General features: G+C 64.6%; 32 protein-coding genes, 1 other RNA gene and 2 pseudogenes. 31 read left to right on the plus strand and 4 right to left on the minus strand.

Features of this window, described 5'->3' with window-relative positions; all coding sequences use genetic code 11:
• Nucleotides 1–61 precede the first annotated feature (61 nt).
• From ACUVYZ_RS02825 to ACUVYZ_RS02885, 13 genes and pseudogenes are all read left to right on the plus strand, one after another.
• Complete coding sequence (locus ACUVYZ_RS02825) at nucleotides 62–1,447, plus strand: hypothetical protein (RefSeq protein ID WP_446033024.1); 1,386 nt, start codon at nucleotides 62–64, stop codon at nucleotides 1,445–1,447.
• Nucleotides 1,448–1,592: 145 nt separating this feature from the next.
• The gene (locus ACUVYZ_RS02830) at nucleotides 1,593–2,294 is read left to right on the plus strand and encodes a glycosyltransferase family 2 protein (protein ID WP_446033025.1); all 702 of its coding nucleotides are present in this window, start codon (nucleotides 1,593–1,595) and stop codon (nucleotides 2,292–2,294) included.
• A pseudogene (locus ACUVYZ_RS02835) lies at nucleotides 2,288–2,491 on the plus strand (phosphoribosyltransferase family protein); the annotation flags it as partial. The gene ACUVYZ_RS02830 and the pseudogene ACUVYZ_RS02835, both read left to right, overlap by 7 nt.
• A gap of 189 nt (nucleotides 2,492–2,680) precedes the next feature.
• Entirely contained in the window at nucleotides 2,681–2,854 is a 174-nt protein-coding gene (locus ACUVYZ_RS02840) for a hypothetical protein (protein WP_439932932.1), read from the plus strand.
• Between the two features lie 230 nt (nucleotides 2,855–3,084).
• Complete coding sequence (locus ACUVYZ_RS02845; protein ID WP_439932933.1) at nucleotides 3,085–3,330, plus strand: ribbon-helix-helix domain-containing protein; 246 nt, start codon at nucleotides 3,085–3,087, stop codon at nucleotides 3,328–3,330.
• Nucleotides 3,331–3,351: 21 nt separating this feature from the next.
• On the plus strand, nucleotides 3,352–3,771 hold the full coding sequence (locus tag ACUVYZ_RS02850) for a TA system VapC family ribonuclease toxin (protein ID WP_439933092.1): 420 nt from the start codon (nucleotides 3,352–3,354) through the stop codon (nucleotides 3,769–3,771).
• 435 nt (nucleotides 3,772–4,206) lie between these two features.
• Entirely contained in the window at nucleotides 4,207–4,455 is a 249-nt protein-coding gene (locus ACUVYZ_RS02855) for a type II toxin-antitoxin system Phd/YefM family antitoxin (protein ID WP_439932934.1), read from the plus strand.
• Nucleotides 4,455–4,875, plus strand: a pseudogene (locus ACUVYZ_RS02860) (type II toxin-antitoxin system VapC family toxin). Before ACUVYZ_RS02855 ends, ACUVYZ_RS02860 begins: the two are co-directional and overlap by 1 nt.
• A gap of 168 nt (nucleotides 4,876–5,043) precedes the next feature.
• Entirely contained in the window at nucleotides 5,044–6,102 is a 1,059-nt protein-coding gene (locus ACUVYZ_RS02865) for a UDP-glucose 4-epimerase family protein (RefSeq protein ID WP_439932935.1), read from the plus strand.
• A 42-nt stretch (nucleotides 6,103–6,144) separates the two neighbouring features.
• Complete coding sequence (locus tag ACUVYZ_RS02870) at nucleotides 6,145–6,609, plus strand: hypothetical protein (RefSeq protein WP_439933093.1); 465 nt, start codon at nucleotides 6,145–6,147, stop codon at nucleotides 6,607–6,609.
• A 398-nt stretch (nucleotides 6,610–7,007) separates the two neighbouring features.
• The gene (locus ACUVYZ_RS02875) at nucleotides 7,008–7,250 is read left to right on the plus strand and encodes a type II toxin-antitoxin system Phd/YefM family antitoxin (protein WP_439932936.1); all 243 of its coding nucleotides are present in this window, start codon (nucleotides 7,008–7,010) and stop codon (nucleotides 7,248–7,250) included.
• Nucleotides 7,247–7,696, plus strand: a complete 450-nt coding sequence (locus ACUVYZ_RS02880; RefSeq protein WP_439932937.1) for a PIN domain-containing protein — start codon at nucleotides 7,247–7,249, stop codon at nucleotides 7,694–7,696. Before ACUVYZ_RS02875 ends, ACUVYZ_RS02880 begins: the two co-directional genes overlap by 4 nt.
• Nucleotides 7,697–7,704: 8 nt before the next feature.
• Nucleotides 7,705–8,673: an MraY family glycosyltransferase gene (locus tag ACUVYZ_RS02885; protein WP_439932938.1), complete on the plus strand. Its 969-nt coding sequence runs from the start codon at nucleotides 7,705–7,707 to the stop codon at nucleotides 8,671–8,673.
• A 63-nt stretch (nucleotides 8,674–8,736) separates the two neighbouring features.
• Here the strand turns inward: ACUVYZ_RS02885 and ACUVYZ_RS02890 are convergent, their stop codons facing one another.
• Nucleotides 8,737–9,207: a type II toxin-antitoxin system VapC family toxin gene (locus ACUVYZ_RS02890; RefSeq protein WP_439932939.1), complete on the minus strand. Its 471-nt coding sequence runs from the start codon at nucleotides 9,205–9,207 to the stop codon at nucleotides 8,737–8,739.
• Nucleotides 9,208–9,212: 5 nt separating this feature from the next.
• Nucleotides 9,213–9,443 carry a FitA-like ribbon-helix-helix domain-containing protein gene (locus tag ACUVYZ_RS02895; protein ID WP_439932940.1) on the minus strand — a complete coding sequence of 77 codons (231 nt, stop codon included), beginning with the start codon at nucleotides 9,441–9,443 and terminating at the stop codon, nucleotides 9,213–9,215.
• A 364-nt stretch (nucleotides 9,444–9,807) separates the two neighbouring features.
• Between ACUVYZ_RS02895 and ACUVYZ_RS02900 the strand changes: the two genes are divergently transcribed.
• From ACUVYZ_RS02900 to ACUVYZ_RS02950, 11 genes are all read left to right on the plus strand, one after another.
• Nucleotides 9,808–11,700, plus strand: coding sequence for a polysaccharide biosynthesis protein (locus tag ACUVYZ_RS02900; RefSeq protein ID WP_439932941.1), 1,893 nt, complete (start codon nucleotides 9,808–9,810; stop codon nucleotides 11,698–11,700).
• Nucleotides 11,701–11,815: 115 nt separating this feature from the next.
• Entirely contained in the window at nucleotides 11,816–12,049 is a 234-nt protein-coding gene (locus tag ACUVYZ_RS02905; protein ID WP_439932942.1) for a type II toxin-antitoxin system Phd/YefM family antitoxin, read from the plus strand.
• Complete coding sequence (locus ACUVYZ_RS02910; protein ID WP_439932943.1) at nucleotides 12,046–12,441, plus strand: type II toxin-antitoxin system VapC family toxin; 396 nt, start codon at nucleotides 12,046–12,048, stop codon at nucleotides 12,439–12,441. The genes ACUVYZ_RS02905 and ACUVYZ_RS02910 overlap by 4 nt, the downstream gene beginning before the upstream one ends.
• Nucleotides 12,442–12,513: 72 nt before the next feature.
• Nucleotides 12,514–13,776: an O-antigen ligase family protein gene (locus tag ACUVYZ_RS02915; protein ID WP_439932944.1), complete on the plus strand. Its 1,263-nt coding sequence runs from the start codon at nucleotides 12,514–12,516 to the stop codon at nucleotides 13,774–13,776.
• Between the two features lie 88 nt (nucleotides 13,777–13,864).
• On the plus strand, nucleotides 13,865–14,164 hold the full coding sequence (locus tag ACUVYZ_RS02920) for a type II toxin-antitoxin system Phd/YefM family antitoxin (protein WP_439932945.1): 300 nt from the start codon (nucleotides 13,865–13,867) through the stop codon (nucleotides 14,162–14,164).
• The gene (locus tag ACUVYZ_RS02925) at nucleotides 14,161–14,583 is read left to right on the plus strand and encodes a type II toxin-antitoxin system VapC family toxin (protein ID WP_147798495.1); all 423 of its coding nucleotides are present in this window, start codon (nucleotides 14,161–14,163) and stop codon (nucleotides 14,581–14,583) included. The genes ACUVYZ_RS02920 and ACUVYZ_RS02925 overlap by 4 nt, the downstream gene beginning before the upstream one ends.
• Nucleotides 14,584–14,625: 42 nt before the next feature.
• Nucleotides 14,626–15,378 carry a glycosyltransferase family 2 protein gene (locus ACUVYZ_RS02930; RefSeq protein WP_439932946.1) on the plus strand — a complete coding sequence of 251 codons (753 nt, stop codon included), beginning with the start codon at nucleotides 14,626–14,628 and terminating at the stop codon, nucleotides 15,376–15,378.
• Nucleotides 15,375–16,196, plus strand: a complete 822-nt coding sequence (locus tag ACUVYZ_RS02935) for a glycosyltransferase family 2 protein (protein WP_439932947.1) — start codon at nucleotides 15,375–15,377, stop codon at nucleotides 16,194–16,196. Before ACUVYZ_RS02930 ends, ACUVYZ_RS02935 begins: the two co-directional genes overlap by 4 nt.
• A gap of 143 nt (nucleotides 16,197–16,339) precedes the next feature.
• Nucleotides 16,340–17,437 carry a glycosyltransferase family 9 protein gene (locus tag ACUVYZ_RS02940; protein ID WP_439932948.1) on the plus strand — a complete coding sequence of 366 codons (1,098 nt, stop codon included), beginning with the start codon at nucleotides 16,340–16,342 and terminating at the stop codon, nucleotides 17,435–17,437.
• Nucleotides 17,438–17,469: 32 nt separating this feature from the next.
• Nucleotides 17,470–17,700, plus strand: a complete 231-nt coding sequence (locus tag ACUVYZ_RS02945; RefSeq protein WP_147798491.1) for a DUF6364 family protein — start codon at nucleotides 17,470–17,472, stop codon at nucleotides 17,698–17,700.
• Nucleotides 17,687–18,142, plus strand: a complete 456-nt coding sequence (locus tag ACUVYZ_RS02950; RefSeq protein WP_439932949.1) for a PIN domain-containing protein — start codon at nucleotides 17,687–17,689, stop codon at nucleotides 18,140–18,142. The genes ACUVYZ_RS02945 and ACUVYZ_RS02950 overlap by 14 nt, the downstream gene beginning before the upstream one ends.
• Nucleotides 18,143–18,243: 101 nt before the next feature.
• Here the strand turns inward: ACUVYZ_RS02950 and msbA are convergent, their stop codons facing one another.
• Nucleotides 18,244–20,010, minus strand: a complete 1,767-nt coding sequence (gene msbA / locus ACUVYZ_RS02955) for a lipid A export permease/ATP-binding protein MsbA (protein ID WP_439932950.1) — start codon at nucleotides 20,008–20,010, stop codon at nucleotides 18,244–18,246.
• 180 nt (nucleotides 20,011–20,190) lie between these two features.
• On the opposite strand from msbA, the gene zapB reads away from it, so the two are divergent.
• From zapB to ACUVYZ_RS02990, 7 genes are all read left to right on the plus strand, one after another.
• Entirely contained in the window at nucleotides 20,191–20,490 is a 300-nt protein-coding gene (zapB, locus tag ACUVYZ_RS02960) for a cell division protein ZapB (RefSeq protein WP_439932951.1), read from the plus strand.
• Nucleotides 20,487–20,801: a cell division protein ZapA gene (locus ACUVYZ_RS02965; RefSeq protein ID WP_439932952.1), complete on the plus strand. Its 315-nt coding sequence runs from the start codon at nucleotides 20,487–20,489 to the stop codon at nucleotides 20,799–20,801. The genes zapB and ACUVYZ_RS02965 overlap by 4 nt, the downstream gene beginning before the upstream one ends.
• 36 nt (nucleotides 20,802–20,837) lie before the next feature.
• Nucleotides 20,838–21,019: non-coding RNA, 6S RNA (gene ssrS, locus ACUVYZ_RS02970), on the plus strand.
• A 208-nt stretch (nucleotides 21,020–21,227) separates the two neighbouring features.
• The gene (locus ACUVYZ_RS02975) at nucleotides 21,228–21,698 is read left to right on the plus strand and encodes an EVE domain-containing protein (protein WP_439932953.1); all 471 of its coding nucleotides are present in this window, start codon (nucleotides 21,228–21,230) and stop codon (nucleotides 21,696–21,698) included.
• Nucleotides 21,699–21,733: 35 nt separating this feature from the next.
• Nucleotides 21,734–22,417: a glutathione S-transferase gene (locus ACUVYZ_RS02980; RefSeq protein ID WP_439932954.1), complete on the plus strand. Its 684-nt coding sequence runs from the start codon at nucleotides 21,734–21,736 to the stop codon at nucleotides 22,415–22,417.
• Nucleotides 22,414–22,749: a hypothetical protein gene (locus ACUVYZ_RS02985; protein WP_439932955.1), complete on the plus strand. Its 336-nt coding sequence runs from the start codon at nucleotides 22,414–22,416 to the stop codon at nucleotides 22,747–22,749. The genes ACUVYZ_RS02980 and ACUVYZ_RS02985 overlap by 4 nt, the downstream gene beginning before the upstream one ends.
• Nucleotides 22,750–22,915: 166 nt before the next feature.
• Entirely contained in the window at nucleotides 22,916–23,710 is a 795-nt protein-coding gene (locus ACUVYZ_RS02990) for a sulfite exporter TauE/SafE family protein (RefSeq protein WP_439932956.1), read from the plus strand.
• A gap of 83 nt (nucleotides 23,711–23,793) precedes the next feature.
• Here the strand turns inward: ACUVYZ_RS02990 and ACUVYZ_RS02995 are convergent, their stop codons facing one another.
• Nucleotides 23,794–23,964, minus strand: a complete 171-nt coding sequence (locus tag ACUVYZ_RS02995; RefSeq protein WP_439932957.1) for a hypothetical protein — start codon at nucleotides 23,962–23,964, stop codon at nucleotides 23,794–23,796.
• Between the last annotated feature and the right edge of the window lie 191 nt (nucleotides 23,965–24,155).

The following is a 24,155-nucleotide window of genomic DNA, read 5'->3' on the forward strand; positions in this document are numbered from 1 at the left end:
TCTGATAAGCCTTGTCGGTAGGCGGCTTGATAAAATCCGTAGCCAGATCGAGGCTGGCGCCTTGAACTCGGCGCTTGCGGCTATTCAAGATACAGTCGACCGGGTATTTTGTGAACCGTCGGCCGTCGCTAAAGTATTCGGTGCACCAGAATTGGATAGGCTTTGTCAGGCTATTGGGAGGGTAAACCTTAATCGCCTCGGTCTAGGGCAAAGAAATCAGGAAACACGCAATGCAGATGGTCCCGTCGCTTATCTCGCAAGCAGGTTGCAAGCATCGGGCGGCCATACAGCTGCTTTAGTCGATATCATCCGGCTATCTGGTGACCGACAATCAGTTGTTATAGTCTCGGGGACATGCGGCAGGACAGACACGCACGCGTTGAGAAACCGTTTCTCCGATTTACCGATGGTGTCGCTCGAGTTGGCTCCTCGGGGCAGCCATCTTTCCAAGCTCGACTGGATCCAGCGGCGATTGCTCGAGATTCGCCCGCGGACTGTCTGGCTTTTTAATCATCACCAGGACAGCGTCGCCATTGCGGCTGTGCAGCCGAATGAGGGGTACCGCGTATGTTTCTATCATCATGCCGACCACCACCTGTGCCTGGGCCTGCACCTCTCTTATGCCGAGCATTACGATCCGCATCCAATGGGTTTCCACAACTGCCGCAACAGCCTAGGAATTAGCAATAATCGTTATCTTCCACTTGTCGTCAGCGATCAGGGCGACAGACCTCCTGGTCTTGCTTTTCTGGAGAGCGGCCATTTGGTGACTTGTACCGCCGCAAGCTCCAACAAAGTAGAGGTGCCCTATTTTGTTCGATATGTGGATATGGTCCCAGAAATTCTTAGCATCACTCGGGGGCGTCACATACACATTGGCAGGTTAACGCCACTCGCGCGCCGACGAATTAGCAAGGGGCTCCGACATCACAATGTACCTAAGGAGTCGTTCGTCTATATACCTTACGTTCCTAGCGTTTGGCGTGCCCTGCATGAGTATCGGGTCGATCTTTATCTGGCCTCGTTTCCTTACGGCGGTGGTCGTACGCTCCTGGAGGCGATGGGTGCTGGCATTCCGGTAGTTGTCCACAAGCATTGTAGAAGCCGAATGCTTGGCGGATTTGATATGGCGTATGATGGGGCATTCACCTGGCAGACGCGGGAAGAGCTACAGCGTATCCTGGCGTCTTTGGACCGCGATACGCTAGCGCGCCATAGTCGATGGGCACGAGCCCAGTATGAGAAACATCACCGCGACGAGATATTGGTAACAGCGCTGACAGACCATAACAGGTTGGAGGCCCCGCAATTATCAAGGGACTACCAACCAAAGCGGATGAGTCAAGCCCTCGAGAGAGCAGATCCAGCAACATTGCGGCGGTTCGTCTATTGCGTGCTATGTTACGCGTATCGCCGTTGGCAGGCGTGGCAAGGGCGTTGGATTTGATGCCGAGCTAGGCTGGTATAAAAAGATTTGACACATGCGGTCATGTGCTTGGATTCCGCAGTGTGTTTCCGCGTAAAGCGGCACCCTCAGTAATACGGTAGCGGCTTTGATCACAGTCTCCATCGTCAGCCATGGCCATGGCCGAATGGTCGATGCGCTGCTGCGCGACTTGGCTGATTGCCCGCAGGTGAGCCGGGTTATCTTAACGGTTAACGTGTCAGAAGATGAACCTATACCGCCCGGGCCTTTGAGCGGACGGATTACGGTATTACGCAATCTTATACCGAAAGGATTTGGAGCTAACCACAACACCGCGTTTGCGCACTGCGACACGCCATATTACTGCGTTCTGAATCCAGATATACGGTTGGATGGCAATCCTTTTCCAGCACTGCTCGACTGTCTGGAGGCAGACGTCGCCTTGTGTGCCCCGGCGGTTGTGAGGCCGACCGGGGAAGTCGAGGATAGCGCACGGCGGTTTCCTGGTTTTTTGAACTTGTTAGCCAAACTATTAGGCTTAGCCGATGGTCGCTATCATTACGAAAAAAATGGAGAGCTATTCCACCCCGAGTGGGTCGCTGGGATGTTCATGTTGTTTGTTTCGGCGGACTACGCAGCGCTGGGCGGGTTTGACGAGGATTACTTCCTTTATTACGAGGACGTGGATCTTTGTGTTCGCCTATGGCGCTCAGGACGAAAGATTGTGCTTTGCCCTCGGGCACAAGTGATACACGCAGCGCAGCGGGCTAGCCACCACGACTTGCGCCATTTGGCTTGGCACTTAGCTAGCATGCTGCGCTATTTTATCCGGCACTGGGGAAGGTTACCGTCGGTTGGGACCAATTAAGGGAAAAGGTTCTTCTGGTCGACGACCTGATCGCCACCGGCGGCACGGCGGAGGCGTCCGTCGCCCTGATCGAGCAGTTGGGCGGGGAGGTCGTGGAGTGCTGCTTCGTGATCGAGCTGCCCGACATCGGCGGCCGCAAGCGGCTGGAGGCCAAGGGGTACAAGGTGTTCGCGTTGTGCGGGTTCGAGGGGGAATGATTATCGCCATTGCACGGTGGCGACGCTATCTGACCTGACCCTTTCCCCTGTCCCCTCTCCCGGCGTGTACACATTGGGGAAAGGGGAGAGGGCTGGTCCGCGTCCTCCACCGCTCGATGCAGCCCACGGAGAAGCTCAGTTGAGCCGCCCGGATCGCCGCGATGTAGCCACCGGGCGCGATAATCACGATTGTCTGTGGAACGCGTGGGGCTGCCCAAGCGCGATGGCGCGCGCCTCGCCTATGACGAATACCGCCGCTGGCCGGAGGAAGCCCGCTACGAGCTCATCGACGGGGTGGCCTACGCCATGGCGCCGACCCTCTCGCGCCGGCATCAAGAAGTGTTGGGAGAACTTTTCCACTAGGTGGCCAACCCCCTCGAAGACCACCCCTGCCGGACCTTGGCAAGCAAGTCCAAAGCGGTAGCAAGCGTTCACTCCGAGAAAGCTGGCCATGGTTCAAAGTCTTTTCATCCACTCGGCTGGCTCTTCGCTATGACCCATCCCTCTGGCCTGAGCCGAATGACTGGGGTTCGTTGACACCTATACGATGCGATCTCATGATGATGAGATCACACATCATCCGAAGGTAACCGATGCGAACGACGCTCGATCTCGACCCCGACGTGCTGGCGGCGGCGAAGGAATTGGCGAGGCGGCGCAAGCTTTCCACCGGCCGGGTGATCTCGGAACTGGTGCGCGAGGCCTTGAGCGGACCTCGTCAGGAAGTCAGCGCTTCCCCGACTGAGCAAAGCAGGAGTGGATTTCGGCCTTTTCGGGCAGAAGGCCGGGTGGTGACGGACGAATCGGTGGAGCGCCTGCGCGACGCGGAAGGGATTTGATTGCGTGGATTGCGTGCCCTGTTGGATGTCCATGTGCTCATCGCCTTGCTGGACGCCGCCCACGTGCACCATCGCGCGGCCTCGGCTTGGTTGGAGCGCAACATTCAGCACGGCTGGGCGTCTTGCCCTCTGACGCTGAATGGGTGCATTCGCATCATGGTCCAACCGGCCTATCCGGGCAGATTTACTGCCGCCGAGGTCGAGGCTCGACTCGCGGAAGCCATGGCGGGGCCCCATCACGCTTTTTGGCCAGCCGACGTGAATCCCATGAACGAGGAGTCGATCGATTGGAGGCGAGTTCTTGGCCATCGGCAAGTGACGGACGCATACCTGCTCGCGCTCGCCGTCCGCCACGGCGGGCGGCTAGTCACGTTGGATGCCCGGATCTCCCCTGAGACAGTCACCGGCGCAAGCGATCGGCATTTGGTCGTGGTGAGCTAAGCCTGGGTATTTTGCGAAGACGCCCCTATATCCTTTTGGTATCGAAGACCCATCCCCACCCCGACCCTCCCCTTGAAGGGGAGGGAGCCCCATCCCCACCCCGACCCGTCCACGGCCCGGCAGGCAGGCCGGGTCGGCTCCGCGGGCGAGAGAGCTGTTGCTCCGCGAACCCCCCGCTCCGCCCCTTTGAAGGGGAGGGAGCGATGCGGCAGAGAGCGGCATTTTCAGTCAATGGAAGACCGTCGAGTCACCAGAACCTTCCAGAGAATCGCACCGCCGGGCGATCCGGCTGCTGCGTCTTCCCAGGTCCCCGTGGAACATCCGTAAGGATCCCAGAGAGAAAAACCAACGAAACAGCGCCTTGCATCCCCCTGCGGTTGCGAGGCTTTTGCCATACAATCTGACCGTCCAATTGGTCACTTCTAGCCGCTCCGTATGGAAAAAATTCTGGTGAGTCTGGCCGAAGCCAAGGCCCGCTTGAGCGAATTGAGCGAGTTGGCCGCTGGCGGGGAAGAGGTGGTGATCACCAAACGAGGCAAGCCCATGGTCCGGCTGTCCAAGGTCGAACCGCCGTGCAAGCCGGTGGATCGTCAGCGCCTTCGGCGGCTGACGGCCCAAATGCCTGTGCAAACCGAGAAAGCCGGCGATTTCATCCGCCGCTTGCGCGATGAAGCGCGCTACTGATGCTGTATGTGGACACGAGTGTGCTCGTGGCCGCGTTGACGCACGAGCGCCGAACCGACGAGATGCAGGAATGACTCGCGGCTCAGCCCGCAGGGGAGCCGGCCATCAGCGAGTGGGTCATTACCGAGTTTTCCGCAGCCCTTTCGCTGAAAGTGCGCACTGGGCAGTTGGCGCCCAGCCATCGTGCCGATGCGCCGGCGATATTCGCCGAGCTGGTGGAGGGATCCTTTTCCGTGCTGCCCATCTCCCGCCTGGATTTCCGAACCGCGGCCCGTTTCGCGGATCAACATCTCACTGGCTTGTGCTCGGGCGATGCCTTGCACTTCGCCATCTCAGCCAATCACGGTGCGAAAGCGCGCGCTCGATCGTGCCCTGGTCCAGGCGGCCGGAGCGTTGGGCGTGAGCGCTGCGTTGCTCTGAGCGCTGTTCGGTGCGTTTCGCCTGCCTGTCGTGACCCGGGCGGCGCAGGCAGGGTGCGCTCAACGCACCTTGCCAAAAAAAAGCTTGAGTTAAGCCACAGATGGTCACGGATTTTTATGGATAAAGTGTGGTGCTTTCCATTTCCATTCCATCTGTTCGTGGACATCCGTGTTAATCCGTAGCCAGCAAGGAGACAAGGGGGCGCGCTTGCCGGAGAACTCGAAACCAGCGACGGTTCTCCTCACCGGCGCGACCGGCTTTGTCGGCCAGGCCCTGATTCCGGTGCTCTCTGGGGCGGGATTTGGGATCAGGGCCGCGGTGCGAGGGTCTTTTCCTCCCTCCGGCCGCTTTCCCTGGGAGGAGGGGAGCAGCACAAGAGCCCCAGAGCGGCGGTCGGTCGAACTGATCCGGATCGATGACATCGGGCCGGCGACCCGATGGAACGAGGCGCTCGCTGGCATGGACGCCGTCGTGCATCTCGCCGCGCGGGTGCACGTGATGGCTGAAGCGATGCCCGACGGCCTTGCCGCATACCGCCGGGTGAACGTGGAAGGCACCGAGGGCCTGGCCCTCGCCGCCGCGGCGGCGGGCGTGCGCCGCTTCGTTTTTCTAAGCACCATCAAGGTGAACGGGGAAGCGACGCGGACGCGGCCGTTCACCGAATCCGATCCCCCGGCGCCCCAGGACGCTTACGCCCGCTCCAAGGGGGAGGCGGAACAGGCGCTGCGCCGGATCGGCGCGCAGACGGGGATGGAGGTGGTGATCCTGCGCCCGCCGCTCGTCTACGGCCCCGGCGTGAAGGGGAATTTCCTGAGCTTGTTGAAGATCGTCGCCCGCGGCGTTCCGCTGCCCTTGGGAAGCGTCAAGAACCGCCGCAGCCTGATTTACGTGGGCAACCTGGCGGACGCCATCGTGAAGTGCCTGGAGCATCCGGCCGCCGCGGGGGAGACGTTTCTCGTGCGGGATGCAGAAGACCTGTCCACCCCTGAGCTGGTGCACCGCCTGGCCCGCGCCTTGGGAGTGCAGCCGAGGCTCGTGCCCGTGCCGCCGTCGTGGCTTTCCCTCGGAGGACGGTTGCTCGGCCGCGGACATGCGGTGGACCGGCTGATCGGGTCCCTCTCGGTGGACGACTCCAAGATCCGGCGCATGCTGGGATGGGCGCCGCCGCACAGCCTGGAGGAAGGGCTCGAAGCCACGGCCCGGTGGTTTCTAGACAGCTTTCGGTGAGCGGGGTAGTGAAAGTCCATCGAGCGCGAGGGGCCGCAGGAAATCACCGTCTACGGCCGACCGGTGGCCGTGGTGCTCTCCGAGGCCGACTATGAACGCTTGAACAGCGCTTCCCAGTCCTTGGTGGATTCATGCCTCGCTCGCCGCTCCATGGCCTGGACGACGTCGAGTTCGAGCGCAACCGTAGCCTCACGCGGACAGCGCCGTTTTGCCATTCAGTCAGCACTAAAGTTCTCTCAGCGCCCGGACGCCGCAAGCCCAATGCAAAAGTACCGTTTGTTTCGGCCGTCGGCCGGCATCCCCGTTGTTCCTGAGCGTCCTGTCTTTGGGAGCGGTCCGCAAAGGCATCGAATCGCTCCCCGCCGGCTTTCGCCGGCCAAGGCTCTGGACCGGCCGGAAAGCGAGCTTCCAGCCTTCTTTGCTAGCCGCATCCTCACCGGTGATCTACCAGCAGCCTGTCGGTGGGGCCGCTTGCTCGCCCAAATGGGGCGTGTCGGCTGTCGATAGCTTGTTGCGGCGCGTCCGTCTTGCGCCACAGACTGCGATTGATGAGGCATCGCGCACGCGATCTCGACTATCCAGTCCTCGAGGCGATTGATCCTTGGCAATCGTCCACGAGCGCCGAGTGAGTCTCAGGCGAAGAGCGAGGCACCCAGTTGCTCCCAGGGGTGCGCTGCAGCGCAGCTTGAGGCGAGAGCGATTTTGAAATAAGCCCGGCTTCTCTTGACAGGCGCCTGCCGGGCGACCTATGCCGGCCGGGGAGCTAGGGCCGGGTCCAGTCGGGCGCCTTTAAGCGGTGCGGAGCGCAACGCGCCGGTCAGCTCGGACCGGACGCGGTCTCGGGCGTTGACGGCAAGAGGCCGCCCAACCATAATGTAGTGTTGATTACTACATCATTATCCAACATGAAGACCGTCACTGCTGCCGAGGCCAATCGTCGTTTCTCTGAGCTGCTGCGGGCCGTGGCCGCCGGCGAGACCGTAGAGGTGGTTTCGCGAGGCAGGCCCGTCGCTAGGATTTCGTCGGTCGATGCAAATCGCGCCACCCGGGAAGCTGCACGCATTGCTCTGTTGCGCCGCCTGCGGGCGCGGCGGTCAACCGGCGCCCGGAACTGGCGTCGTGACGAACTCTATGAGAACGACCGATGAGAATCGGCCTGGATACCAACGTACTTGCTTATGCGGAAGGGATCGGGAATGCCTCGGCTCATCGGCGAAGTTTGGAACTGATCGAGCGCCTGCCGCTCGCCGCCGTCCTGATTCCGGCCCAATGCCTGGGTGAGCTTTATCGAGTGCTCACCGGTAAGGCACATAGGACGGCGTCGGTGGCGCGAGCAGCGATTCTGAATTGGGCGGATACGTTTGAGGTCGCGGATTCCACTTGGACGGCGTTCCAGTCCGCGTTTGACCTGAGCGTCAGCCAGCATTTTCAATTTTGGGACGCCCTGATCCTTTCCGTCTGCGCGGAACGCCGCTGCAGGTTACTGCTAAGCGAAGATATGCAGCACGGCTTCACCTGGCAGGGGCTGACCGTGGTCAACCCCTACCGCTTTCCCGATGACCCGCTCTTAGCCCGGGCGACCCAGGCAGTCTAGGTTAAGTTTTGTCGCTCGCCTATCTCGCCCCGCTGCTCGCGCTCGCTCTCTCCTTCGGTACGCTCGCCTGGCTCTTGGGGGGCAGCCACCGCCTCCTGGTGCTCGATCTTCCCAACGAGCGCTCGCTCCATGCGGCGCCCGTGCCCCGCACGGGCGGGCTCGGCCTGCTCGCCGGGATCGTGGTCGGCTGGCTCATCGCGGCGCCGCCCGGCGCGTGGTTGATACTCGCCGGCGCCCTCGTGCTGGCGGGGGTGTCGTTCTTCGACGATCTGCGCGGGCTCCCGGTCCTCGTGCGGCTCTCGGTTCAACTGGCCGTCTCGGGCGCCCTGGTCGCGTGGCATTGGGATGCCTTCCCCGGAGCGGCGTGGGCCGTCGCCGCGGTGCTGGCGATCGCCTGGATGTGCAACCTGTACAACTTCATGGACGGGGCCGATGGCCTCGCCGGCGGCATGGCGGTGGCCGGCTTCGGCGCCTACGCCATCGCCGCGGGGCTCGGCGGCGCGCTGGAGCTTGCCGCCCTGTGCGCCGCCATCACTGCCTCGGCCCTGGCTTTCCTCGCCTTCAACTTCCCGCCCGCGCGCATCTTCATGGGGGACGTGGGCTCGGTGCCCCTGGGCTTTCTCGCCGCCGCCCTGGGCCTGCTGGGCTGGCAGCAGGGGCTATGGCCGGCCTGGTTTCCGGTGCTGGCGTTTTCCCCCTTCGTCGTCGACGCCACGGTGACCCTAGCGCGGCGGGCGCTGCGGGGCGAACGGGTGTGGCAGGCCCACAAGGAGCACTACTATCAGCGAGTGGTGCAGCTCGGCGCGGGGCATCGGGGCACCGCGTTGGGCGAGTACGCCCTGATGCTGGCGGCCGGAGCCTCGGCCCTGGGGCTCATGGCGGCGCCGGCGCCGGTTCAGTGGGCGGGCCTCGGCGTCTGGGTGATCCTCTACGCCGCCGTGATGCTCTGGATCGATCGCCTGTGGCGCAGCCGGTAAGGTCTGCTTCTGGCGTCGCTCGGGCATTCCCATGCCATCCGCTTCGGTGCGTTTCGGCTCCGCTCAACGCACCCTACAACTGTGTGTGGCGCGGTCGAGAGAAACCGCGTTTATCCACCTCGAGTTTCGAGCGCGGCGGGGGGTTTTCGCGAGCCTGCGACGGCGAGCGGCCCGGGCCAATTCGACGGCCCGCGCGTCGTCGGTTACCAGCGTCGCCGAGACCGAGTCGGCGAGCGCGAGGTAAAAACAATCGTAGGCGGGGTGATCGAATTGCCTGGCAAGCTCCAGGGCGCGCGGAGCGAGTGGCGCGGTCTCGACCAGCTTTTCGAACGACAAGGGGAGAGCTTGCACCAGGGCTTCCGCCTGCGCCCACGAGATTTCACCGCGCTGGGCCTTCTTCCACGCCGTGTTGCAGACTTCCGGAACGATGAGATCAGGTGCGATGATGGGCTCAGCCGAAGCGAGCACCGTTCGGGCGGCCATTGAATGCGCTTCCTCGACGAACCATTTGACGGCGACGCTCGCGTCGACCACTCAAGTCATCGATCCCGGTCCTCGCGCACCAGCGCCGTGGAGTCGGTCTGGGCTTTGCGCGGCGTCATGGCGCGGATCCGGTCGGCAAGCGCCAGGCGCTCCTGGGGCCGGGAGCGCGCCGCTTCGGCCAGAATCTCGCGCAATTCCTGCTCCAGCGAATTCCCATGCAGGGCCGCCTTGACCTTCAGCGCCGCGATGGTTTTATCGTCGAGGTTTCTTACGATCACCTGTCCCATGTTGCCCTCATCGTGTGCAATCATTATTGGTAGCATAGCTCATGGTCTGGCGCAATTCCCGGCAGCCCAGGCATTTCGATGCCGCTTCGTTTCGGTGCGCCTCGCTTCGCTCAATGCACCCACAGCCTTGGCGCTTGGGTTCCCCTCTCCCCGCGGGGAGGGGGACAGGGGAGAAGGTCGAAGAGCGATCGAATCTTCCGAATTCGGGGAAGAAGGAAGGGGGTAGGACACGATCGCGGTCGATGGTTCGTCAACCCTTTACCGCAGACGCCATAGTGGTACGCTATGGCGCCGTGATGGCCTGGAACGATTTGCTGTGGCCCGGCTGGAAGAAGCGGTCGCTACGACGCTGCCCCGTTAACCGATGATCAACAACCCAAAGACCGCTCTTGCGATTGCCCACGACGTGGTGGCCTGCGGCGCGGCCTGGGTGCTGGCGTACCTGCTCAGGCTCAACCTGGACCACACCGACCCCCTCTTCGCCGGCGCCTGGAAGACCCTGCCTTGGGTGATCCCGACCCAGGCGGCCGTGTTCCTGGCCTTCGGCCTCTACCGCGGGATCTGGCGCTACGCCAGCCTACCGGATCTCAAGCGCATCGTGCTGGCGGCCTTCGTCGCCACTATGGCGACCGCGCTGGTGCTCAAGCTCCTTCAGGTCCCCGTGGTCGTTCCCCGCTCGGTCTTCATCCTCGATCCGATCCTGCTCGTCATGCTGATGGGGGGAAGCCGGCTCGCCTACCGGACGTGGAAGGAGCGGCGGCTCTTGAGCCTGAACGCTCTCGAGGCCCAGCCAGTGCTGGTGCTGGGTGCCGGCGACGCGGGCGCGAGCCTGGCGAAAGCGCTGGCGAGAAGCGCCGAATGGCGGGTGGTGGGATTCCTGGACGACGATTCGGGCAAACACGGGCGGCAGGTACACGGGCTGCCCGTGCTCGGACCCATCGAATCGCTCGCACGCTACGCCGCCCGCTACGACGTCAAGCACGCGATCGTGGCGCTGCCTTCCGCCTCCCATGCGGTCCGGCGCCGGGCGGTCGAGGTGGCCACCCGCGCGGGCCTGCGTGCGCTGACGGTGCCTTCTTTCGACGACCTGGTGAGCGGGCGCGTCAGCGTCTCCTCGATCCGGCAGGTGGAATTGGACGACCTGCTGGGGCGGGACCCGGTCATGCTGGATGCGGCCGGGCTGCGCGAGTGGCTGAGCGGGCGGACCGTGCTGGTGACCGGCGCGGGGGGCTCCATCGGCGCCGAATTGTGCCGCCAGATCGCCCGTTTCGCTCCGGCCAAGCTGGTCATGCTGGAGCTCAATGAGTTCGCCCTCTACCGGATGGAGCAGGAGTTCGCCGAGCGATTCAAGGACGTGCCCACCGCGTGCCTGATCGGCGACGTGAAAAACCGCCAGCGCATGGAGCAGGTCCTCGACGAGTACCGCCCGGACGTGGTGTTCCACGCCGCAGCGTACAAGCACGTGCCTCTCATGGAGGAGGAAAACGCCTGGGAGGCGGTGCAGAACAACGTCCTCGGCGCCCTGGTGACGGCCGAGACGTGCCGGGACCGGGGAGTCGGCAAGTTCGTCTTCGTCTCCACCGACAAGGCCGTGAACCCGGTCAACGTGATGGGGGCGACCAAGCGCCTCGCCGAGATGGTGTGCCAGGCGCTGCAGAGGCCCTCGCCCCTGACGCCGGTCCCCCCGGGGGAGGGGAAGAAAGGCACGACCCAGTTCGTCATGGTGCGCTTCGGCAACGTGCTGGGCAGCGCGGGGAGCGTGATCCCCAAGTTCAAGGAGCAGATCGCCCGGGGCGGACCGGTGACGGTCACCCACCCGGAGATCACCCGCTACTTCATGTCGATTCCGGAGGCGTGCCAGCTCGTGCTGCAGGCGGGGCTCATGGGAAAGGGCGGGGAAATCTTCGTACTGGACATGGGCGAGCCGGTCAAGATCGTGGACCTCGCCCGGGACCTCATCCGCCTCTCCGGCTTCGCCGAGGACGAAATCAAGATCGAGTTCACGGGCCTGCGCCCCGGGGAGAAGCTGTACGAAGAACCCCTGGCGAGGGAGGAGACCACCTTGCCGACGCCCCACCCGAAGCTGCACATCGCCCGGGCCCGCAGCGTGGATCCGGGCTGGCTCGACGAGCTGCGGGTGTGGCTCATGATTCCTCCCGTGAGCCCGGAAAAACTGCGCTCGGAGCTCGCCCGCTGGGTGCCGGAGTACCGGCCCAACTGCGAGGAGGACGCCGGTGTGGAGCGCGCCCGCGCGTGAAAGCGCCACGCCGCAGCGGGCGTCCCCAAGCGCACCTCGAAACAAGCGGGTCGGGATCGCCTTGATGGGACGAATGTGACCATGGTAATATGACCATGGTCAGATTGAATGCTTCATGGGAAAAGTCGTCTCGAAGTCCAAGTTCAAGCCCAGGGCCCTTGAGCTGTTTCGCGAGGTTCAGGAAACGGGGGAGGAACTCATCATCACCGATCACGGTCGTCCCGTCCTGAAAGTCGTGCCATACACGCCCAAGTCAGACGAGGGGCTCCTGCCGTTGCGCAATTCCGTCCTTAAGTACGAGCAACCCACTGAGCCGGTGGGCCTGGAAGACTGGGAATCGCTCGGGTGATTCTCCTGGACACCCACGCCTGGGTATGGTGGGTGTCGGACCCTCGAGCACTTTCCAGGCAGGCCCGAATGCGGATCGACGAGGCGATAGAACGTTCGGGCGTTTACGTGTCGTGCATAAGCGCCTGGGAGGTCGCGATGCTCGTCTCACGGGATCGCCTCAAACTCACCATGGCCGTGGAAGAATGGATCGGCAGATGCGAGGCGTTGCCGCAACTGAAATTCGTCCCGGTCAGCAACGCGATCGCCGTGCGCTCGGTTCAACTGCCCGGTAGTTTTCACGCGGATCTGGCCGACCGCATTATCGTGGCCACCGCGCTCACCCTGGGCGCAACGGTCATTACGAAGGACGCTAGAATCCGTCGATATCCTCATGTCCGGTCCACGTGGTAGGCGCAGGGCGTTGGCACTGAATCCCAGGTCGGACCGCAGCGTTACCGAGGGGTTTTCCGGGGTGGGCGCTCCATGACATCGGCAGAGCTGCCACCTGGGCGTATCCGCTGGCAAGACCGCGCCGAGACCGCCGCCCGATGGACGGCACTGGCGCTGGGCCTTTCGATCCCCATTTCCACTGCGCTCGACAACATTCTCCTGCCGCTGGTGATGCTCTTCTGGCTGGCGAGCGGCCGGTTTGCCGAGAAGTGGGCCCTCGTCCGGGGGAACCCAGTCGCGCTGCTGGCGATTCTGCTGTTCGCGTGGCTGGCGCTCGGCATGAGCTACGCCACCGTGCCGTTCGGAGAGCGCCTCGGGATGCTCAATAAGTATCGGGAGCTGCTGCTCATCCCGGTGCTGGTCCCCTTGTTCCGAACGCCACGGGAGCGGGAACTGGCATTGGCTTTCTTCGCCGCCGCCATGGGCATCACGCTGCTCGCGTCCTATGGGATAGCGTTGGAAGCGCTTCCGTCGCTCATCTTGGCCGAAAGCATGCCCGGGAATCCGCTCGTCTTCAAGCGCCAGATCACGCACAACTTCTTCATGGCCTTCGCCGCGTTTCTTTTCGCCGTATGGGCGCTCGAGGCCAGGACGCCGGGCAAGCGCGTGATCTTCTGGGCTGCCGCGCTGCTCGCGGCGGCCAACGTGCTGTTCATGGTCCAGGGGCGCACCGGTTACGTGGTCATGGCCGCGCTCATCGCGCTGCTGTTCTTCGAGCGGCTGCGGCTCAAGGGCGTGATCGCCGCGGCGGTCCTGGTCGGCGTGCTCTTCACCGGCGCCTACGGGGTGTCCCAGAACTTCAAGAGCCGCATCGACCTGGCGGTGCAGGAGGCCATGGCCTGGCGGCCTGACGAGGCGCAGTCGAGCTCCATCGGCTGGCGGCTGGAATACTTGACGAACTCGGTGGCCGTCTTCGTCCGGCATCCGATACTGGGCGTGGGCACCGGTGGCTTCCACCAAGCTTACGCCGAGCAGGTGGCCGGCACCGAGAAGGAACGCACGCACAATCCGCACAACGAGTATCTGATGATCGCGGTGCAGGTGGGCCTGCCCGGCCTCGCGCTGCTTCTGCTGCTCTTCGGCACGCAACTCCACCTGGCCGCCTGGCTCCCCTGCGCGACCGACCGGATCCTGGCGCGGGGCGTCGCCCTCGCCATGGCCATCGGTTGCCTCTTCAATTCGTTCTTGCTGGATCACGCCGAGGGACTGTTCTACGCCTGGGCGAGCGGGATTCTGTTCAGCGCCTTGGGACGGCGCCCGCCGGGCGGTGCAGCGAACGCCGCTCAACAGCCCTGAAGGTGCGTTTCGGCTCCGCTCAACGCACCCTACCGCCTGCTCACGGTTCTGGCTTGACGGGCCCAATCGACAACGCCAGAATGGCCATATGAAAACCACCTCCGTCACGGAAGCCAAGAACCGGCTCAGCGCATTGTTGGAACTCGTAAAACACGGCGAGACGGTCCTGATCATGGACCGCGGCCGCCCAGTGGCGCGCCTGGAGCCCATCAGAGGATCCACAGCCGGTCACGAAGAGGCATGGATCGCCGAGCTGGAACGCGTCGGGATCGTGAGCCGCCCCAAGGCGCCGGTGAGCCGAGAACTTCTCAAGGCGCCGCCGCCTCCTTTGCCCAAGGGACTCAGCGCCCTGCAAGCCTTGCTTGACGAACGCGAACAAAACCCGTGAAGTTCTGGGACAGTTCTGCGGTCATGCCGTTGTTGGTCAAGGAGCGCGCCACGGATTTTGTGACCTCGCTTCTGGAGCGCGATCCTTTGATGGCCGTGTGGTGGGGAACGGAGGTGGAATGCGTCTCCGCCTTGGCGCGGCTGGAACGATCTGGCGTGCCGATCGAGCCGTTGTCCCAGAGTTTCGAGCGCTTGCGGCATCTTGCCTCCGCGTGGATAGAAGTGCGGCCGAGCGAGCTTCTGAGGGAGACGGCGAAACGTCTGTTGCGCGTTCATCCGTTGCGCCCGGCGGATTCGTTGCAATTGGCGGCGGCCGTGACCGTCCTGCGCAGCCGCTCGTCCAACGGTGATTTCGTTTGCCTGGACGCCCGCCTTTGCGCCGCCGCCCACCGGGAGGGCCTGAACATTCTCTCGGTTTGACTCCGGCGCGCCGAACCGATCGTTTCTCTTGCTCCGGCTACATTGACCCTCTCCGTCATCGTCATCACCAAGAACGCCCAGGAGACCTTCGAGCGCTGCCTCGCGTCGGTCGCCTGGGCCGATGAGATCGTGGTGCTGGACTCGGGCAGCCGCGACGCCACGGTGGAGATCGCCCGGCGCTTCACCGACAAGGTCGAGGTCTCTCCCGACTGGCCCGGCTTCGGGCCTCAGAAGAACCGGGCTCTGGCGCGGGCCACCGGCGACTGGGTGTTGTCCCTCGATGCGGACGAGTGGGTGCCGGAAGACCTACGGCAGGAGATCGAGCGAGCCCTTCAGGCTCCCGGCGACCGGGTCGCCTTCCGGATACCGCGGCTGTCCAGCTTCTGCGGCCGCTACATGCGCCATTCGGGCTGGTGGCCGGACTACGTGACGCGGCTTTTCAAGCGCGGAAGCGCCCGTTTCAGCGAGGACCTGGTCCACGAGCGGCTGCTCTGCGACGGCCCGGTGGGCACCTTGAAGCAGCCCCTGCGGCACGAGGCCATCCAAAACCTGGAGGAGATGCTGGAGAAGATGAACGCCTATTCCACCGCAGGAGCGCTCATGGCGCACCAGCGGGGCCGACGGGCGGGCCTGGCCACGGCCGTCGGGCATGGCCTCTGGACCTTCATCCGCACTTACTTTCTTCGGGCAGGCTTTCTGGACGGGAAGGAAGGCTTCATGCTGGCCGTGTGCAACGCGGAAGGCGCGTACTACCGGTATGTCAAGCTCATGTTGCGTACGGACGAGCCGCGATGATGTCCATCGCCGTGATCGTGACCACCTACAACCGGCCCGACGCTCTGGCGGCGGTCTTGGAAGGCTATGCGGCCCAGACCGATCAGGGGTTCGAGATGATCGTGGCCGACGACGGCTCGACCGAGGAAACGCGGCGGTTGGTGGAGGCCTACCGCGCCCGGGCCCCTTTCCCGGTCACCCACGTGTGGCAGGAGGACCGGGGCTTCCGGGCCGCAGCCATCCGCAACCGGGCGTTGGCGGCCACGGAGGCGGTGTACGTGATTTTCACCGATGGCGACTGCATACCGCTGCCGTCCTTCGTGGCACACCACCGGTCGCTCGCCGAGCGCGGCTGGTTCGCCGCGGGAAACCGCGTGTTGCTGTCCGAGGGTTTCACTGCGCGCGTGCTGCGGGAGCGGTTGCCGGTGCACACGTGGCGCTTCGGCCGGTGGTTGCAGGCGTGGCGGCGGGGCGACATCAACCGCCTGGCGCCCCTGATGCCGCTTCCCCTGGGCGGCGCCTGGCGCAAGGGCGCGCCGCGCCGCTGGAAGGGCATCAAAACCTGCAACCTCGCTGCCTGGCGCGATGACCTGCTGCGGGTCAATGGCCTCGACGAGTCCTACTGCGGGTGGGGGCTCGAGGACTCGGACCTGGTGGTGCGGTTGATCCGCTCTGGCATCCGTCATAAAAGCGCCCGCTTCGCCGCGCCGGTGCTGCATCTTTGGCATCGGGAAAATCCGCGGCACACGCTGGAGGAAAACCAGCGTCGGCTGGCGGAAGTGCTGCGTTCGGACCGCGTCGCTGCGGCGGTGGGAATCCACCAGTATTTGCAACCATGATGGCTTTAACGGCCGCGCCATCGGGCCCTCTCGCGTCGCCCCCCTTCCTCAGCGAACAGAGGCGTTTCTTCACCGCCGTGCTCAAGGAGGCGGCAGGGCGGACGCCGGGGTGGCCGCGGGACGCTATCCTCGGTTAGGCCTTCGTGCAGGCGCCGCGCCACGCCCTCGTCGTCGTCACCCGCCGCATCGGCGACGTGCTTCTAGCCACTCCCCTCATCCGTTCCCTGAAGCGCGCCTGGCCCGAGGCGCGGGTCGACGCCCTGGTGTTCCGGGGCACGGAGGGCGTGCTGGCCGCGAACCCCGACCTCCATCGGGTGCTCGCCATCGCCGAACGCCCCGGGGCGGCGGAGCACGCAAAGCTCTATGCCGGGCTCCTGCGGCGCTACGACATCGCCTTATCGGCCCTTACCGGCGACCGGCCGACCTTGTATGCTTTCGCGGCGGGGCGCTGGCGGGCAGGGCTGCTCAATCCCCGCCCCAAGGAGGCGTGGAAACGACGGCTGCTTCACCGCTGGGTGGCCTTCGACGACCTGGATACCCACACGGTGCGGATGAACCTCCAGCTCGCGGCGCTGCTGGAGATCGCCCCGGTCGCGGAGGTGGTGATCGGCTGGACCGCCCGGGACGAGGCGCTCGTGCAGGAGCTGATTCCAGGCGCCGGTTCGGGTCATTACGCGGTCCTGCATCCCTATCCCAAGTTCAACTACAAGAAGTGGCACGCCGCCGGGTGGGCGGAGCTGGCGGCCTGGCTCGACCGGCAGGGGCTGCGTGTCGTGCTGACCGGCAGCGCGGGCGCCGAGGAACAGGCGTACGTCGCGGCCATCGCCGAGAGGCTGCCTGGGGGAACGCTCAACCTGGCGGGGCGCTTGAGCCTCGCCAGGTTGGGGCCCTTGCTCGCCGCCGCCGCCGTCTACGTGGGGCCCGACACCGCCATCACCCACATGGCGGCCGCCGTAGGGGTGCCCACCGTGGCCTTGTTCGGCCCTTCGAACCCGGTCAAGTGGGGGCCGTGGCCCAAGGGTCATCCGGCCGATCGAAACCCGTGGCGGCGGGTCGGAAGCCAGCGGGCGGGAAACGTCTTCCTCCTGCAAGGAATCAAGCACTGCGTGCCCTGCATGCTGGAGGGCTGCGACCGCCACGTGGAAAGCTTCAGCGATTGCCTCCAGGAGCTGCCCGCAAGCCGGGTGATCGAGGCGGTGGAGGCGCTGCTCGCGGAGCGCTCGACGCCTGCCGGGTTTTGACACGATTTCAGTGTAACACTATACTCGTGCACATGAAAAACGTGACCATCACGCTGGACGAAGAAGTGGCCCAGTGGGCTCGGATCTGGGCGGCAAAGCATCACACAAGCGTCTCTCGCCTGGTTGGTGAGATGTTACGCAGGCGGATGCTCGAGGAAGAAGGTTACGAAGCCGCCATGAAACAGTATCTCACCGCCAAACCCGTTCTACTGAAGCGGCAAGGGAAATATCCGTCGAGAGACGAACTGCATGAGCGGCGTTAGTTGTTTTGTCGATACCAACGTCTTAGTGTACTTTCGTGACGCTTCGGAGCCCAAAAAACAAGCCAAAGCTGCCGCGTGGCTCGCAGCGTTGTGGCGAACCAAAGCAGGAAGAATCAGCACTCAGGTTCTAAGCGAATTCTATGTCACGGTCACTCAGCGCCTTAACCCCGGAATGAAGAAAGCGGTGGCAAGGGCCGACGTGCGTAATCTGGCCGTCTGGCATCCGATCCCTGTGGACACCTCTGTCATTGAAGGCGCGTGGACAATCCAGGACCGTCATAAACTCTCGTGGTGGGACGCCTTGATCGTGGCCGCCGCCCAGAAGGCGAATTGTGCGTACCTTTTGAGCGAGGACTTCCAAGACGCTCAAACGTTCGCCGGCGTACGAGTTGTCAATCCCTTCGCACACGAACCAGGGACGGTACTCGACCGCCTTCGGTAAATAAAGTGGTAGATCTCTGATCACCACCGAAAGCCCGGGCGAACCCGGAGAGTGCGTTGAGCTGCGGGCGAAACGCACCGCCGACGGCGCAAGTGACCGCCTCAGGCGCTCGAAGGCTCCAACATTTCGCCGAATTGGATGCGGTAGAGCCGCGCGTATAACCCGCCTGCTGCGAGCAGCGTTTCGTGGGTGCCTGTCTCCGCGATCCGCCCCTGGTCCAGCACCACGATGCGATGGGCCCTCTCGATAGTGGAGAGACGATGGGCGATGACGAAGGTGGTACGGTCCCGCATCAGCGCCTCCAGGGCCGCCTGGACGTGCCGCTCCGACTCGCTGTCGAGGGCGGAGGTAGCCTCGTCCAGGATCAGGATCGGGGCGTTCTTGAGGATCGCCCGGGCGATGGCCAGCCGCTGGCGCTGGCCGCCGGAGAGCTTGACCCCGTTCTCGCCCACCAGGGTCTCCAGCCCGTCGGGGAGCTGGCGGATGAAGTCCATGGCGTGGGCCGCCTCGGCCGCGGCGATGATCTCTTCCCGCGACGCCCGGCTGTTGGCCCCGTAGGCGATGTTGGCGGCGATGGTATCGTTGAACAGCAGCACCTCCTGGGAGACGAGGGCGATGTTGGCCCGCAGGCTCGCGAGCTTGAGCCGCTCGATATCCTGCCCGTCCACCAGGATGCGCCCCCGTTGGGGATGGTAGAAGCGCGGGATAAGATTGACCAGGGTGGTTTTGCCGCTGCCGGACGGGCCCACCAAGGCCACCGTCTCGCCCGGCAGCACCTTGAGGGAAAAGCTTTCCAGCGCGGGCCTCGCCGCCCCTTCGTAGGTGAAGGTGACGCGCTGGAACTCCACCTCGCCGCGGGCGCGCTCCAGCACGATGGTCCCCCTGTCGGGCTCGGGCGGCTGGTCCAGCACGGAAAACACGCTCTGGGCCGCCGCCAGGCCCCGCTGGATGTGCTCGTTCACCTGGGTGAGCCGCTTGATGGGGGCGAGCAGCATGGCCATGGCGGTGACGAAGGAGACGAACCCGCCGACGGTGGTTTCCCCCACGTTGGACTGGAGCGCGGCAATGTAGATCACGCCGGCCAGGATCACCGCCGCCAGCACCTGGGTGATGGGGACCGTCGCGGCCGCCGCCGCGGCGTGCTTCATGGCGAAGCGGCGCACCCGGTTGGCCGTGTCGTGGAAGCGCCGCGCTTCGTACGCCTCGCCGCCGAACACCTTCACCACCCGATGGCATTCGATCGCCTCTTGCACCACCTGGGTCATGTCCCCCATCGCTTCCTGGGTGCCCAGACTCGCCCGCCGCAGCCGCTTGCCGGCCACGTGGATCACCCCGGCGATGGCGGGCCCGACCACCAGCATCAGCAGGGTGAGCTTCCAGTTGAGATAAAGGAGCCAGGCGAGCAGCCCCAGGACCGCCAGCGAGTCCTTGACCATCACGGTCAGGGCATGGGTCGAAGCGGTGGTCACCTGGGCCGCATCGTAGGTCACCCGGGAGATCAGCACGCCGGAGGCCTGGTCGGTGAAAAAGCGCGTCGGTAGCGCCAGCAGCCGGTCGAACATGGCGTTGCGCAGATCCATGACCACCTTGTTGCCCACCCAATGGATGCAATAGTCGCCGAGATAGGAGGCGAGGCCGCGAATCAGGAACACCCCGACGATGGCGAGCGGCACGAGCCGCATCAGGGTTTCGTCCTTTTGGACGAAGCTGCCGTCCAGCAGGGGTTTCATGAGGGCCGGAAGCGCCGGCTCAGTGGCCGCCACGACGATCATGCCCACGATGGCACCGGCGAAGGCCTGCCAGTAAGGCGCCACGTAGCGCAGCAGGCGAAGGTAAAGCCGAGAAGCGCTGGACTGGGGGTCGGACACTAGTGGGTAGCCTTCATGGGAAGCGCCCGGAGCCCGCGAGGACGCGCACCCTCCCATAGCCGGCGGTGCGGGCGGGAATGAAAGAGGCGCAAGTATATACCGGATCGGAGTTCATCCGCGCCTTCCGTCGGGCCCGTCGGACTCCGCCGGGCGGTCTGAACAGCGGGCCGCCCCCACCCGATGCAGACGCCATGGGAAATCGGGCGAAAACATGAAGCGATTTCTCAGAATGTTTTGTTAGCGGTTGATTTTCCGCGTTTTTGCCTCTATATTGCAACTATGGACGCAGAACTCACCGCTCTCGACGAAAAAATCGCTCAACTCGTTGAATTGTGCCAACGTTTGCGCACCCAGAACAGCGAGCTGCGGCAAAAGGTGGCAGCGCTGGAGGACGAGAACAAGCGGTTGCGCGATCGCATGGCGAAAGCCCGGGCCCGGCTCGAGGGGCTGGTGGAGAAGCTGCCCGAAGAGATCTCATGAGCAGCGCCGAGCTGAAACCCCTGGACGTGACCATCATGGGCCGGGAATTTCGCATCGCCTGCAAGGAGGAGGAGCGGCAACAACTGCTGGAGGCCGTCGCCTTTCTCGAAAAACGCATGCGGGAGGTGAAAGAGACCGGCAAGGTGGTGGGCACCGAACGCATCGCCCTCATCGCTGCGCTGCAAATCGCCCACGAATTCCTCTCCACCCGGGTCTCGGGCAAGTTTGACTTGGGGGAGATTCGTCGTAGAATAAACGCGATGCAGGAGACGCTCGACCGCGCGCTCTCCGAGCAGGATGAGTTGTTCTAGCCCTGAACCCTTTTGATGGGCTGGAACGCCGCCGAATGTCCCCTGCGGTGTTCGTCGATCGGGCCAATATTCTTGGAACCTACTTGTTGCGATCTGGTTGCGGACTCAAGTAGCGTTGGTGTGCGCGTCCCAAGCGGAAGCGCCTGAGACGCTCGGAAAGCGACCACCTTGAACCTCAGGGTTCAGGATGAAGGCCGGACGGCATTGGCGGGGGGCTCCTGTTTGATGCGGGCGAAAGCCCGCGGCGCGAAGGGGGTTGCGGGAAACCGGAACCCCCTTTGTTTTTCTACTGAGCGTTTGCAGTGGATGATCAGCCGGCAGAGGAGCGACGGCCTGACGATCGGGGCCGCGAATCTGATGGGTGATCTCCAGGCGGACCCGGCTTCTTCATCCTCCCGGGCCCATCGTGGAACATCCAGGCGAGCCATGCGCTACTGGCTCATGAAGTCCGAGCCGGACGAGTTCAGCATCGACGACCTCGCCTCGGCGCCGCGCCGCATCACCCCCTGGAGCGGGGTGCGCAACTACCAGGCGCGCAACTTCATGCGGGATCTCATGGAGGTGGGGGATCTCGCCTTTTTCTATCACTCGAGCTGCCCCGAGCCGGGGATCGCCGGAATCGTGGAGGTGGCCTCTGCCGCCTACCCCGACGCCACCCAGTTCGACCCCGCAAGCCCCTACTACGACCCGAAGGCGACGCCGCAAAAGCCCCGCTGGTTCAACGTGGACGTGAAATTCAAGCGCAAGACCCGCTTCCTGCCCCTCAAAGAGCTCAAGGGGCATCCCGAGCTCGCCTCCATGCTGGTCCTCAAACCCGGCAACCGGTTGTCCATTACGCCGGTCACCCCCCGGGAGTGGAGCTTCATCACCCGGCGCCTGCTCGGGATGGCAACGTAAAGGATATGTATTTGTCATAACATGTGGAGGCGGCGGTGATCGTGCTCTACCATGCCTGGTCATCGATGGACGCCCAGAGCGTGCGCCTCGCGCTGCGCTACAAAGACGCGGCGCATCAGGCGATACCCCTGGGCGACGAGCACGACGGCCTGTTCTTCGAGCTTGGCGTTGCAATCGGGCCGTTGCTGTTGAGGCTCGATGACCAGCGTGTATGCACCGACCCTACCGCCGCCCTGGAAGGGCTGGACGCCTGGGCCGGCGGCCCTCCCTTGTTCGACGGGCTGGTCAATCCGGAAGCCTGGAATGTGCTCCACGCTTGGCTCGAGCGCAGCGGACCGCTCCTCGCCCGGCTCACCGCGGCCGTGCTGCCGGCCTTCGCCGACATGGGCGCGAGCCCCGCACAGCTCGCCCGGGCGGCGGCCGAGGTGGAGCGGCGCTTCGGGATGGGCATGGAGGCTTTGGCGAGCGACCGCTACGAGGGCTACCGGCAGCTCGAACGGGTGGCCGACCTGCGCGGGCTGGCGCGCCATCTCGCCCGCCACCGCTACTTCACCGCGGGCACCCTCACCGCGGCCGACCTGGTCCTGGCGTGCCGGCTTTTTCCGCTACAATTGCTGGACGGGGTGACGCTGCCCATCGATCTCCTGTACTACATCGACCGGGTGGAGAAAGCCTGCGGCGCGAGCCCCCGGGAGGGACTCCTGTTCAAAACCCCATGACCTTCGCCGAGCTGCTGGCTTACCTGAACGCCCATACGCCCGACGGCCTCCTGGACGGAACGCCCGAGGAGACCATAGCCAAGGCCCGCGCCGGGTCCCATCGCGATCCGGTGGCAGGCGCCATCGTGGCGAGCCTCTTCGAGGGCAGCGGCCTGCAGGCCGCCGGCGACCCCATTGCCCGGGAGCGGGCGGTGGCCGCCTTGGGGCCGCTGCGTCTCGCCTACATGAAGGACGACGCGCCCGTGGAGGGCCTGCGCATGGTGGAGCGCGTTGTGCACGCCATCGACCAGGCGTTCGACGAAGAGGCGCTGCGCCTGAAAGGCAAGGCGTGAGTCGCGAATCCCCGCCCCGTAGGGTGTGTTGAGCGAAGCCTGCCTGCGCCGCGCGGGTCGCGGCAGGCAGGCGAAACGCACCGATCGACCGCGAGGGAAGCGAGGCGCCAACGCGTACCCGACTCGCTCCGTCAAATATCCGGTTTGATACGGAGCCGTCTCGACCATGGAATGGTGGCTCGCATACCTGGCTCTCGGCGGCTTCGTCGGTTTCTTCGCCGGCATGCTGGGCATCGGCGGGGGCATGACCATGGTGCCCTTCCTGGTATTCCTTTTCGAGGCCCAGGGTTTTCCGGCGGAGCACATCCTGCACCTGTCCTTGGGCACGGCCATCGCCAGCATCCTGTTCACCGCCGTCTCCAGCGTGCGCGCCCACCACGCGCGCAACGCGGTGCACTGGAACGTCGCGAAAGCCATGGCCCCCGGCATCCTCATCGGCACCTTCGGCGGTGCCCTAGTGGCCGGCGCCCTGTCCACGCGTCCCCTGGCGGTCTTTTTCGCCCTCTTCGTTTACGCGGCCGCCACCCAGCTCCTGCTGGGCATCAAGCCGAAGCCCACGCGCCAGTTGCCGGGACGGGCTGTGCTGTTCTTCCTCGGCGCGGCCATCGGAGCGATCTCGAGCTGGGTGGCGGCGGGCGGCGCGGTGATGACCGTCCCGCTGCTCACCTTCTGCAACGTGCCCCTGCTCACGGCCATCGGCACTTCGTCGGCCCTGGGCTTTCCCATCGCCGCGGCGGGAACGGCGGGCTACGTGCTCATCGGGCTGGGGAACGAGAATCTGCCATCCTTGACCGTGGGCTTCGTCTACCTGCCGGCGCTGGCGGGGCTGGTGATCGCCAGCATGGCGACCGCCCCTTTGGGTGCCCGGGCCGCCCACCGCATGCCGGTCACCCTGCTGCGGCGCATCTTCGCCCTGCTGCTCTACGCCTTGGCCACCCGCATGCTCATCAGCCTGCTCTGAGCGCCAGCGCACAAGGCACGTCTTGGCACACCCTTTACCCGCGCTGTCGGCGCGTTTCGGCTGCGCTTAACGCGTATATGACCTCAAGCGGTCTTGGAGAACCTCTCCCGCAACACGTTCTTCTGCGCTTTGCCCATGGTGTAGAGGGGCGCGGCCGCGACACGGAAGCCGCGGAGCGGTCGGGAGCGGGGGATCGGCCGGGCCACGGAAGAGCGCAGCTTGGGAGCGGGCACGGCCGAAGGCGCCCGGAACACCTTAACCTCCTGCCGCTCCTCGCGCCCCTCTCCGCTCCATGGCTTCGCCCTCCGAGAGCCGGGCGACGGGCCGCAAAGCTGCCCCGCCTCAGTCGGACTTAGAGAACATCTCTCGCAATACGCTTTTCTCCACTTTGCCCATGGTGTGGAGGGGCGCGGCCGCGACACGGAAGCCGCGGAGCGGTCGGGAG

This window comes from Pelomicrobium sp. P1 (genome assembly GCF_052805615.1).